We start from the raw sequence: 10,473 nt of genomic DNA, 5'->3' as shown, positions 1-10,473 counted from the left end.
GAGTCTCGGGTTCACCCGGCAGTCGGTGTGCAGATAGCGCGCGGAACCGTCGTCTCCGCCTTCCCGGGGGTCTCGAAGCGGGCCAGCCAGGTGGTGAGGAGCGTCTCCAGGTGCGCGGCCTCCTCGGGGAGCAGGTCGTCGAGGAGGCGTCGCTCGTTGCGCATGTGGTCGGCGAACGCCCGGTCGATCAGGTCCCTGCCCGCGGAGGTGAGCGCGACCACGCGTCCCCGGCCGTCGCGCTCGCTCGGGCGGCGGGTGACGAGCCCGTCGCGTTCGAGCCGGTCGACGCGCTTGGTCATCGCGCCGGTGGTGACCATGGTGAAGGCGGCGAGCTCCCCGGGCGCGCGCTCGAAGGGCGGACCCCCGCGGCGCAGGGTGGCCAGGACGTCGAACTCCCCCTCGGCGAGCCCGTACCTCCGGTAGACGACGCAGAGCTGCTCGGTGAGGTGGCCGGCGAGGCGGTGAAGGCGCCCGATCACCCCCTGCGGGCTCACGTCCAGATCCGGGCGCTCGCGGGCCCACTCCCTCTGGATGCGGGCCACGTGATCCAGGGATTCGCTCATGGCACGAGTATAGCTTCCATGGAAGCTATAATGTCTTCCATGGAAGTTAAATTCCGCCGGGTACTGGTGACCGCGACGGCGCCGATCGCCTGGGGGACGACCTACTTCGTCACCCACCGGTTCCTCCCGCCCGACACCCCCCTGTACGGGGCCGCCGTCCGGGCCCTGCCCGCGGGGCTCCTGCTCCTCCTGCTGGGCAGGAGACTGCCGCACGGCGCGTGGTGGTGGAGGTCGGCGGTCCTCGGGACGCTCAACATGAGCGCGTTCTTCGCGCTGATCTACGTGGCCGCCCAGCTGCTCCCGACGAGCCTCGCGTCGACGATCATGGCGACCTCGCCCGTCGTGATGATGCTCCTGGCCTGGTCGATGCTCTCGGAACGCCCTCGGATCCCGCACCTGGCCGGGGCGGGCGTCGGCGTCGCGGGGGTGTGTCTCATGCTGTTCACCGGCGTGACCGCCGTCGACCCCCTCGGCGTGCTCGCGTCCGTCGCGGCCATGCTGATGTCGTCGATCGGCTACGTCCTGGCCAAGCGGTGGAACAGCGCGGACGCCGAGGGCGTGGACCTGCTGTCGTCGACCTCGTGGCAGCTCGTCGCCGGAGGGTTCGTCCTGCTGCCCTTCGCCGTCGTCCTGGAGGGTCCGCCGCCCGCCCTGGACGGGCCGGCGGTCCTCGGGTTCGGCTACGTCACCGTTGTCGCGACGGCTCTGGCCTTCGTGGCCTGGTTCGCGGGCCTGCGGCACCTGCCGACGGGGACCGTGGGACTCGTGGGGCTGCTGAACCCGGTGACCGGGGTGCTGCTCGGCACGCTGGCCGCCCAGGAGGCGCTCAGCGCCCGGCAGCTCTGCGGCCTGGCGCTGACCCTCCTCGGGGTCCTCCTCGGGCAACCCTCCACGGCCCGGCTCGTCCCGCTCCGGCTCCGCCGGGCCCTGGCGGAGCCGGGAGAGGGTCAGCCGGCCGGCGGGGCGGAACCGGCCGCCTCGCGGACGCGGCGGGCGTAGGACTCGGCCTCGGCGAGGTCGTCGTACTTCGTACGGGGCCAGAAGAAGCCGCGCAGGCCGTCCTTGCGGTTGCGGGGGACGACGTGGACGTGCAGGTGCGGGACGCTCTGGCTGATCCGGTTGTTCATCGCGACGAACGTGCCGCCCGCCTCCAGCCCCCGCTCCACGGCGGAGGCGACGGCGCGGACGCGCTCGAAGAACGGGCCGACCAGCGGCACCGGCAGGTCCGTCAGCGTCTCGACGTGGGTCCTCGGGACCACCAGCACGTGGCCCTTGAAGACCGGGCGCGTGTCCAGGAAGGCCACGGTCACGTCGTCGGACAGGACGACGGTGGCCGGACGCTCCCCGGCCACGACGGCGCAGAACAGACACTCCCCATCCGGCATCACGCCAGGATAGGGCAGGGCCGCCTCACCAGCCGACCTTGGCGCTGCCGGAGATGAGCGACCTGGCGATGACCATGCGCTGGATGTCGTTGGTGCCCTCGCCGATGGCCATCAGGGGCGCGTCGCGGTAGAGCCGTTCCAGCACGAACTCCTGCGAGTAGCCGTAGCCGCCGTGGATCCGCATCGCCTCCATGGTGGCGCGCAGCGCGACCTCGGAGGCGAAGTACTTGGCCATGGCGGCCTCGGAGTTCACCGCGCCGCTCTCGGAGCGGACCGCCGCCCAGTAGGTCAGCAGCCGGGCCGCCTGGATGTCGGTGGCCATGTCGGCGAGCTTGAGCTGGACGGCCTGGAAGTCGGCGATCGGCTGCCCGAAGGCGTGACGCTCGCGCGAGTAGGTCAGCGCGGCGTCGTAGGCGCACTGGGACAGGCCGACCGCGCGGGCCGCGATGTTGACCCGGCCGAGCTCCAGCGCGGACAGCGCCTGCTGCATGCCCCGCCCCTCGGTCCCGCCGAGCAGCGCCGACACCGGGACGCGCACGTCCTCCAGCACGATCTCGCACGTCTCGGTGCCCTTGTAGCCGAGCTTGGGCAGGTCGCGGCTGACGGTGTAGCCGGGGGTGCCGGCCTCGACGAGGATCAGCGACATCCCCCGGTGGGCCGGGTCGGTCAGCGAGGTCTTGACCAGCACCGGCATCGGGTCGGCGTGCCGGGCGTTGGTGATCCACGTCTTGGTGCCGTTGATCACGTAGTGGTCGCCGTCGCGGACGGCGCGGGTCCCGATGCCCTGCAGGTCGGTGCCGGCCGACGGCTCGGTCAGCGCGATGCCGGTACGCCGGGCGCCGGTGGCCAGGTCGGGCAGGTAGGCGTCCTTCTGCTCACCGGTGCCGTACTTGGCGATCATCCAGGAGGCCAGGGAGTGGGAGCCGAGGACCCCGGCCACGCCCATCCAGCCGCGCGCGATCTCCTCGAAGACCAGGGCGAACGACACCCGGTCCAGCGCCAGCCCGCCGTACTCCTCCGGGATCGTGATCCCGAACAGTCCCATCCGCCCGAAGCCCTCGACGATCTCCGTGGGGTAGCGGCCGGTCCGCTCCCACTCGGGGGCGACCGGCACGATCTCCTTGTCGACGAACTCCCGCAGGGTCCGGCGGAACAACTGCTGTTCCTCGTTGAGCTCGAAGTCCATCACGAGGTCCTTTCGGAGAGGGAGGAGACGCCCGGGGGGGTTCCAGCATCCCCCGAGGCCCTCGGAGGCCCCGAGGCTCCCCCGGGGGTTCCCGGGGGTCCGGGTCCCCCGGACCCTCCGGGCCTGGGCCCGTCGGGCCGCCGGAGACCGCCGGGGGCCCGAGGGGCGGCCCTGGGTCCTCAGGGGGTGAGCGGGCCGGTCCTGGCCTGCGGGAAGTAGTTCTTGTCGTGCGGGGCGTCGCGGCGGTAGACCATCACCGTACGACGCCAGGACATGACCTCGTCGCCGTCCTGGTTGAGCCCGCGGGTCCGGCAGGTGACGATCCCGGCGTACGGCCGCGACCCCGACTCCCGCTTCTCGACCACGATCGACTCGGCGTAGAGGGTGTCACCCAGGAACACCGGATGGGTGAGCCTGATCTCGTCCCAGCCGAGGTTCATCAGCGCGGTCTGGCTGACGTCGATCACCGACAGGCCCAGCACGATCGCCACGGTCAGCCCGGAGTTGACGATGATCCTCCCGACCGGGGCGCGCGCGGCGAAGTGGGCGTTGAAGTGGTTCTGGTTGGTGTTCATCGTCAGCAGGGTGAACCAGGTGTTGTCGGCCTCGCTGATCGTGCGGCCGAGCGGGTGCCGGTAGACGTCACCGACGACGAAGTCCTCGTAGTACCGGCCGAGGCCGGGTTCGTGCACGGTCACGGTCTCTCCCTGGACGGCGGCGCCCCGACGCTATTCGCCTGGCGTTTTACCGGTCAATACCCACCCGGTCACATCGACGCCGGCCCCGGGCGGACCCGGCGCCCCGGCTCCCCCGCTCCCGGCTCCTTCCCCCTTCCCGCCGCTCCCGCCCCTTCCGCTGTCACGCCCCGGCACGTACCGCGACCGCCGCGGCCGGGGTTCGCGGACTACGATTCACGCTGACGGCGTCGCGCCGGGACCGGCACGCGGGAACCGGCGCGCGGAGGGCCCCGTGGGCCGGATGGTGAGGAGAAGACCGGTGGAGCAGGTCGTTCCCTACGACGAGTGGCGCGTGAGCGCCTCCGACGCCTCCTTCAGCGAGTGGCTGCGCTCGCTGAGCGAGCCCGACTGGACCGCGGTGGTGAGCCACCCGTTCGCCGCCTCGATCACCCGGGGGGACGTCCCGGACGCCGCCATGCGGCACTACCTGCTCCAGGACCTCCAGTTCGTGGACTCCTTCACGGCCCTGCTCGGCGCGGCCGTGGCCAGCGCGGACACCTTCGAGTCGCGGGTGCCGTTCGGCCGCTTCCTGGGCCAGACCGCCACCTCCGAGGAGCTGACGTACTTCGACCGGGCCCTGGAGGCGCTCGGCGTCACCCCCGCCGACCTGGCCTCCCCCCGGCTGGAGCCGGTGACGGAGGACTTCAGGGCCCTGATGGACGAGGCCAGGCGCGGACTGGACTACCCGGTCATCCTGGCGCTGCTCTGCGTGGCCGAGTGGTCCTACCTGGGGTGGGCGAGCCGGGCCGTCGAGCCGCTCCCGAAGAACTTCGTGCACCGTGAGTGGATCGACCTGCACGAGGGGCCGGAGTTCCGCGCCTGGGTGCAGTTCCTCCGCGGCGAGCTGGACCGGCTGGGGCCCGGCCTCGACGAGGCCGGGCGGCTGCGCGTGCTCGACGTCTTCCGCCGTGCCGTACGGCTGGAGCGGCGCTTCTTCGACATGGCCACCGGTTCCTGAGCGGCTCGCCCCGGGCCGGGCGAGGCGTCAGGTCGGGTCCGGTCCGGGGGCGGGTTCCCGGGCCGGCGGCGCGGAGCGGTAGACGCCCTCGGCGTCCACCTGGGCCGCGTGGAGGTCCTCGTCGGGGGCGTACAGGCGGATCTGCACGCCGTCGGGGTCGGTGAAGCCGAGCGCGTGGCCGGCCGAGGCCCGGAAGATCGGACCGTGCGGGACGCCCTGGGCGTCGAGGCGGGCCACCCAGGCGTCCAGGCCGTCGCGGGTGACCTGGAGGGCGAAGGGGTCGGCGTCGCGCAGGGCCCTGGCCAGCGCCTGGTTCTCGCGCAGCGCGATCTGGAAGTCCGCGCCGGGGACGGTGAAGCTCATGCCCCGGATCACGCCGTCGTCGTCCTCGAAGCTGATGTGGTGCTCCAGGCCGAGCACGCGTTCGTACCAGGATCGGCTCCGCTCCAGGTCGCTCACCCACAGCTTGAGATGGTGCACACCGGTCAGTACGGCGTTCAACTCGTCTCCTCAGGAGTCCGGCGTCATGGCGACGGTCGTGGTGAAACGGTGGTTGCAGAACTTCTCGCGCGCCTGCGCGCGGGTGCGGCGCCGCTCGGACTGCCCGCGGTCGAGTCCCTCGAAGCTGTCGAAGCCGAGCCTGGCGGTGGCCGGGCCACCGGACGCGAGCCGGGCCGTGAACACGACGCGTCCCCGGTGCGGCAGGTGGCTCCCGGCGGCGCACCAGACGCCGTCGGCGTGCTCACGGCACGTCAGCAGGGCGAGCCTCCTGCCGCTGACGTCCAGGAGCGTCGCCGTGGCCGGGCCCCGCGCGCCGCGGGGGAAGCGGCCGCCCACCCAGAAGTCGCCCCAGTAGGGGGCGAAGGAGGGGGTCAGGGCCATGGTGTAGTCGAGCGTGTAGGAGATCCGGCCGCTCCCGGGGGCGTGGGGGACGGCCTTGGCCGCCACCTCGATGTCGATCAGCGGCCCTCCCCGGCACTTCCTGGCCTCCGTGACGCAGCTCGCCTGGGCCTGGGGCGGCGTCAGGGCGGCCGCGACGAGGACGAGGCCGACGGCGATCCCGAGTGCACGGCGCATGAGACCTCCGATGTGTCCTGCCCCCGGGAACGTGTCCTGCTCCCGAGAACGCTACATGCGGCCGGACGGCCGCGCGGGCGGGACCGGGACATCCACCTCTCCTCCGCGGCGGCCCGGGAACCCGGGCGGGCGGAGAGGAGGGGGTCCGCCCGCCCACCCGGAAACGGTCAGATTACCCCGGCAGGCATGGACTTACCGTACGCGGATCTTACTCTCCGGCATATCTATGTACATCCAGCGATTCTCTTTGTCTCGGATGAGCCGAAGTCACTGTCCGGGTCCGAAACCGGTGCCCGGTTCGGGACCCGGTTCTGGACCCGGTTCTGGGCCCGGGTCAGCGCTCACCCGGACCGGGGACCGGCCCCTCGTCCTCGGCCTCGTCCCTGGGCTCGACGTACGGCTCCTGCTCGGGCGGGTGGCCCGCCACGATCTGGCGTCCCCGCATGAGCTCGGCGTCGAACTCGGCCCCCAGCAGCAGGGCCATGTTGGACAGCCACAGCCAGACCAGGAAGACCACGACGGCGCCCAGCGTGCCGTAGGTCTTGTCGTAGGAGCCGAAGTTGGCGACGTAGAGCGCGAACCCGGCGGAGACCAGGACCCAGAGCAGCACCGCCAGCAGGCCGCCGGGGCTGATCCAGCGGAAACCCGGCTGGCGGACGTTGGGCGCGGCCCAGTAGAGCAGCATCACCAGCCCCGTGGCGATCAGCACCAGCACCGGCCACTTGGCGTAGTCCCAGACCGCCACCGCGGTCTCCCCCACGCCCAGCGCGTCCCCCGCCAGCTCGGCCAGCCTGCCGGTGAAGGTGACCGCCACCGCCCCGGCGGCCATCAGGACGACGAACACCAGCGTCAGCCCGACCCTGAGCGGGGTCAGCTTCCACAGCGGGCGTCCCTCGCGGATGTCGTAGATCGCGTTCCCGGCGCGCACGAAGGCGGCGATGTAGCCCGACGCCGACCACAGGGCGACCAGCAGGCCGACGATCGCCAGGACGCCCCTGGCGCCGCCGCTGCCGCGAAGCTGGGCGATCTGGTCGCTCACCAGCTTCGTGACGTCACCCGGGGCGAGGATCGCGACCTGCGCCAGGATGGTGGAGATCACGTCCTGGCCGACCAGGCCCAGCAGGGAGACCAGCACGATCAGGCCGGGGAAGATCGAGAGCACCCCGTAGTAGGTGAGGGCCGCGGCCCAGTCGGGCAGCCCGTCCTGCTGGAACTCCGAGACGGTGCGCTTGAGCACCCCCCACCAGGCCCGCCCGGGCAGCTCGGAGGGGGTCTGGGGGACGAGGGCGAGCCGCCCCCGCACGGTGTCGGGAGCGGCTCCGCCGGTGCTGCGGGACATCTACTTCCTCTTGCCCCGCCGCAGGACCTTGAAGAAGATCAGCGCCAGCGCGGCCAGCACGGCGGCGGTCGCGACGGGGCGCTTGCCGGCCTCGGTGGTGACCTTGCCCGCCGCGTCCTTGATGTCGACGGGGGTCACCTCCTTGACGCGGCCGACGACCTCGGGGGCCGCCTCCCGCACCCGCCCGACCATCTCCGGGGCGGCCGCCTTGACGCGCTCCACCATCTCGGTGGCGGTGGTCGCGGTCGCCGCGCCCGCCTTGCGCAGGTCCTCGACCTTCTGCCCGGCGGTCTCCTGGAGACGGCCCTTCACGTCGGTCTTGTGCACCAGTGCCTCCACGGTGTCGCCCAGTTCGCGGCGCGCTTCCTCGATGTCACGACGCACGCTCTCGGCGTCGCCGCCGTCGCTTCCGACGGTCTTCCCGATCTTCGTCTCCGTCGCGGCGGCGCCGGCGGCCCCGCTGCTCACCGTGCTCCCGGTGTTGGCGTACGGGGTGGTGTCCGCCGGGTCCGGGTCGGGGACCGCGGTGAGCGCGGTCCCCGGGGGCCGGGGCGTGCCGCCGTGCCCGGGCACCGGGGCGTCAGGGTCCTCGCCGGGCGTGGCGTCCGGCTGGTTCGGCGGGATGTTCAGCGACCCGCTCTCCTCCGGCGTCACGGGCTCGCCGACCTCTTTGCGGCGGGCGCCGGTGGTGCCCGCCTCGGCCTGGGGCCGCTCCCCGCCCGGGTCTGTCTCAGTCATCGGTGCGCCCTCTCCTTCACGGCGTCGATGTCGTCCTTGACGCTCTCGATGGTCCGTTCGGGAGTCGGAGGCACGGCCTCGGTGACCTGGCGCTTGCCGAAGAAGCCGAGCGCCCCGGCCACGGCCAGCAGCACCGCCCCCACGATCGCCGCCGCCGCCCAGGCGGGCAGGACCTGCGCGAGCAGCAGGACCACCGCGGCGACCAGGCAACCGCCTCCGAACAGGGCAACGACCCCGGCGCCGCCGAACAGTCCGACACCGATCCCGGCGTGCTTGCCCTTCTCGGTCAGCTCGATCTTGGCCAGCTTGAGCTCGTCCCGTACGAGACGTGTGACCTGCTCGGAAAGCTGCCGGATCAGCTCCGCCGTCGGCAGCGAGTCCTTGGCGTTGGTCATGGTGTGCCTCCTCCCCCTACAGGAGAGGCGTCTACCCACTCCGGCCACGGCAAACATCGTTCCGCGGCCGTGACCGGGGGGTGCGGGGCCGGCGGCGCGGCACCCCGGGGAAGGGGGCGTCCGGAACCCCGTGGGGAAAGGGCCGCGGGAAGGCCGCGTGTCCCCGTCGGCGCCCTCGCCGATCGCGTGGCCGGACGACGCCGCGACTACGCCATGATCGTAGGGAGGCCCGCGTGTCCGAGGGACGGGAAGCCGAGGGCGCGCGTGAGGATGAGCCTCTTGGGATACTGCGTGGCACGGTGAGCGCGATCAGGAAGGCGGCACGCGACAGATGGCACAGATCGTCGGCGGCGGGAGCCCGGTCAACGACGCCGAGCGACGGGTCATCGCCCATCTGCGCGACCACGCCCCGCACGACTGGCTGCTGCTGCACAACATCGAGGTGCCCCGCGACGACGACACCTTCGAGGTGGACGTGATCGTCCTGACGGGTCACTCGCTCTGCGTGATCGACGTCAAGGGCACCCGGGGCCGGATCGAGGTCGCCGGGACGCGCTGGTTCCCGCAGCGGCGCCAGGCGTTCGGCTCGCCGGTGACCAAGCTGCGCGGCAACGGGCGCGCGCTCAAGGGCCTGCTCACCCAGGAACGCCGCGAGCTGGGCCGGGTCTACGTCGACAGCCTCGTGGTGCTCACCGGGGCCGACGCCGAGCTGGTCGACCCGGCGGGCCGTGACTCCCGGCACGTCACCGGCCTGGACGGGCTGATCGGCACGCTGGCCGACGTCTCCCGGGTCAGGCGCGGTCACACCACGGACACCGCCCCGTACGGCACCGCGATCATCGAGGCGCTCAACGGGAGCGTGCGGCGCTCCACGGCGCCGCCGCGGTTCGGCAGCTGGGAGGTCGAGGAGGAGCTGGGCGGCGACACCAGGGTCACCGAGTACCGGGCGATCAACGCGACGGTGCCCGGCAGCGAGACGGTCCTGCTGCGCGTCTACCGGGCCGACCCGCTGGCCGAGGAGGAGCCGAGGGCGGCCGAGCGGCGGCTGATCACCAACGCCTACCAGGCGCTCACCAGGATCCCGGCGCACCCGTGCGTGGTGCGCGCCCGCGACTTCTTCGCCGTCGACGACGAGAGCCGCTTCGTGCTGGTCCTCGACGACGTGCACGGCCGGGCGCTGCACCTGCACCTGTCCGGCTCCCCGGAGGGGCCGCCGGACACGCTCGGGGCCGAGGCCCGGCTGGACGTGGTGGAGGACGTGCTGCTCGCCCTGGCCCACGTGCACGCCAACAACGTGATCCACCGGGCGCTCAGCCCGGCGTGCGTGCTGGTGACCGAGGAGGGGCGGGCGATGCTCACCGGGTTCGACTACGCCAAGCCGGGCCCGCGGGCGCACACCGTGGCCAACGAGCTGCCCAACGTCCTCGACACCCACTACGCCGCCCCCGAGTGCCAGGCGATGCCGGAGCGGATGACGGCCGCCTCGGACGTGTACGCGGCCGGGGTGATCGCCTTCCAGGTGCTGACCGGCAGGCTCCCCGCGGCCGACCCGGACGCCGAACCCGGTTCCGGCGAGGCGCCGGTGGAGGTGATGGACCTGCTGCGGCGGATGCGCGACCACGCGCCGGGCAAGCGGCCCTGCGCCGCCGAGGCACTGGCCGACCTGCGCGGGGCACGGCGGTCCGGTCCGGTGCCCGCGGCTCCGGTGCCCGCCGTGACGGGGCAGCCGGTCCCCGGGCCCGCCTCCGTCCCAGGAGCCGTCCCCGATCCGGTCCCCGAGGACCGGGAGGACCGGGAGGACCGGGAGGACCGGGGAGACCCCGGGGGTCACGGCCCGCCTCCGGTCTCCGGCCGGGCCCCTGCCGCCGACCCGGTTCCCGTCCCCGCTGGCTCCGGCGTCCCGGACGCCCGAGGCGTCTCCGACGTTCCCGGAGCCCCGGGCGTCCCGGGCGCCCCCGCCTCCCCGCCGGAGCGGGAACCGCTGCTGGGCAGGATCAGGGCGAGGTTCCGGCGGATGACCGGCGGATGACGTGACCGCGGACCGCCGGGACGCGTCGAGGCTCCGCCCGGCCCTGGACGGGCCCGGCGGGGCGCC

12 protein-coding genes are annotated in these 10,473 nt (G+C 73.0%); 3 read left to right on the top strand and 9 right to left on the bottom strand.

What is annotated here, in order from left to right; translation table 11 throughout:
• Positions 1 to 11: 11 nt before the first annotated feature.
• Positions 12 to 563 carry a MarR family transcriptional regulator gene (locus AB0G16_RS34845; RefSeq protein WP_362814689.1) on the bottom strand — a complete coding sequence of 184 codons (552 nt, stop codon included), beginning with the start codon at positions 561 to 563 and terminating at the stop codon, positions 12 to 14.
• Positions 564 to 602: 39 nt separating this feature from the next.
• Between AB0G16_RS34845 and AB0G16_RS34840 the strand changes: the two genes are divergently transcribed.
• A complete protein-coding gene (locus AB0G16_RS34840) occupies positions 603 to 1,562 on the top strand; it encodes an EamA family transporter (protein ID WP_362814687.1) in 960 nt (319 codons plus the stop codon).
• On the opposite strand, the gene AB0G16_RS34835 is transcribed toward AB0G16_RS34840, so the two are convergent.
• From AB0G16_RS34835 to AB0G16_RS34825, 3 genes are all read right to left on the bottom strand, one after another.
• A complete protein-coding gene (locus AB0G16_RS34835; RefSeq protein ID WP_362814685.1) occupies positions 1,511 to 1,948 on the bottom strand; it encodes an HIT family protein in 438 nt (145 codons plus the stop codon). The two genes, AB0G16_RS34840 and AB0G16_RS34835, sit on opposite strands and share 52 nt — an antisense overlap.
• Positions 1,949 to 1,973: 25 nt before the next feature.
• Positions 1,974 to 3,134 (bottom strand): acyl-CoA dehydrogenase family protein, encoded by a 1,161-nt coding sequence (locus AB0G16_RS34830; RefSeq protein WP_362814682.1) that lies wholly within the window; start codon positions 3,132 to 3,134, stop codon positions 1,974 to 1,976.
• Positions 3,135 to 3,313: 179 nt separating this feature from the next.
• Positions 3,314 to 3,832 carry a MaoC family dehydratase gene (locus AB0G16_RS34825; RefSeq protein WP_362814680.1) on the bottom strand — a complete coding sequence of 173 codons (519 nt, stop codon included), beginning with the start codon at positions 3,830 to 3,832 and terminating at the stop codon, positions 3,314 to 3,316.
• Positions 3,833 to 4,130: 298 nt separating this feature from the next.
• Here AB0G16_RS34825 and AB0G16_RS34820 point away from each other — a divergent pair, with 298 nt between their 5' ends.
• A complete protein-coding gene (locus AB0G16_RS34820) occupies positions 4,131 to 4,829 on the top strand; it encodes a TenA family protein (protein WP_362814678.1) in 699 nt (232 codons plus the stop codon).
• Positions 4,830 to 4,856: 27 nt separating this feature from the next.
• Here the strand turns inward: AB0G16_RS34820 and AB0G16_RS34815 are convergent, their stop codons facing one another.
• The 5 genes from AB0G16_RS34815 to AB0G16_RS34795 form a co-directional block, all read right to left on the bottom strand.
• Positions 4,857 to 5,330, bottom strand: a complete 474-nt coding sequence (locus AB0G16_RS34815) for a VOC family protein (protein WP_362814676.1) — start codon at positions 5,328 to 5,330, stop codon at positions 4,857 to 4,859.
• Positions 5,331 to 5,339: 9 nt separating this feature from the next.
• Positions 5,340 to 5,906, bottom strand: coding sequence for a hypothetical protein (locus AB0G16_RS34810; RefSeq protein WP_362814674.1), 567 nt, complete (start codon positions 5,904 to 5,906; stop codon positions 5,340 to 5,342).
• 334 nt (positions 5,907 to 6,240) lie between these two features.
• Positions 6,241 to 7,245, bottom strand: coding sequence for a YihY/virulence factor BrkB family protein (locus tag AB0G16_RS34805; RefSeq protein ID WP_362814672.1), 1,005 nt, complete (start codon positions 7,243 to 7,245; stop codon positions 6,241 to 6,243).
• Entirely contained in the window at positions 7,246 to 7,983 is a 738-nt protein-coding gene (locus AB0G16_RS34800) for a DUF3618 domain-containing protein (protein WP_362814670.1), read from the bottom strand. It abuts the gene before it with no gap.
• Positions 7,980 to 8,378, bottom strand: coding sequence for a phage holin family protein (locus AB0G16_RS34795; RefSeq protein ID WP_362814668.1), 399 nt, complete (start codon positions 8,376 to 8,378; stop codon positions 7,980 to 7,982). The genes AB0G16_RS34800 and AB0G16_RS34795 overlap by 4 nt, the downstream gene beginning before the upstream one ends.
• A 331-nt stretch (positions 8,379 to 8,709) precedes the next feature.
• Between AB0G16_RS34795 and AB0G16_RS34790 the strand changes: the two genes are divergently transcribed.
• Positions 8,710 to 10,407 carry an NERD domain-containing protein gene (locus tag AB0G16_RS34790; RefSeq protein WP_362814666.1) on the top strand — a complete coding sequence of 566 codons (1,698 nt, stop codon included), beginning with the start codon at positions 8,710 to 8,712 and terminating at the stop codon, positions 10,405 to 10,407.
• Positions 10,408 to 10,473: the final 66 nt, after the last annotated feature.

It is taken from the genome of Streptosporangium sp. NPDC023615 (assembly GCF_040640155.1).
GTDB lineage: Bacteria > Actinomycetota > Actinomycetes > Streptosporangiales > Streptosporangiaceae > Streptosporangium.
This window is presented reverse-complemented; position numbering and strand designations above follow the sequence as displayed.

Bases quoted from the DNA above. Each gene is read 5' to 3' on its own strand.
- AB0G16_RS34845 (WP_362814689.1), bottom strand. From the start codon at position 563: ATGAGCGAATCCCTGGATCACGTGGCCCGCATCCAGAGGGAGTGGGCC.
- AB0G16_RS34840 (WP_362814687.1), top strand. From the start codon at position 603: ATGGAAGTTAAATTCCGCCGGGTACTGGTGACCGCGACGGCGCCGATC.
- AB0G16_RS34835 (WP_362814685.1), bottom strand. From the start codon at position 1,948: ATGCCGGATGGGGAGTGTCTGTTCTGCGCCGTCGTGGCCGGGGAGCGT.
- AB0G16_RS34830 (WP_362814682.1), bottom strand. From the start codon at position 3,134: ATGGACTTCGAGCTCAACGAGGAACAGCAGTTGTTCCGCCGGACCCTG.
- AB0G16_RS34810 (WP_362814674.1), bottom strand. From the start codon at position 5,906: ATGCGCCGTGCACTCGGGATCGCCGTCGGCCTCGTCCTCGTCGCGGCC.
- AB0G16_RS34805 (WP_362814672.1), bottom strand. From the start codon at position 7,245: ATGTCCCGCAGCACCGGCGGAGCCGCTCCCGACACCGTGCGGGGGCGG.
- AB0G16_RS34800 (WP_362814670.1), bottom strand. From the start codon at position 7,983: ATGACTGAGACAGACCCGGGCGGGGAGCGGCCCCAGGCCGAGGCGGGC.
- AB0G16_RS34795 (WP_362814668.1), bottom strand. From the start codon at position 8,378: ATGACCAACGCCAAGGACTCGCTGCCGACGGCGGAGCTGATCCGGCAG.
- AB0G16_RS34790 (WP_362814666.1), top strand. From the start codon at position 8,710: ATGGCACAGATCGTCGGCGGCGGGAGCCCGGTCAACGACGCCGAGCGA.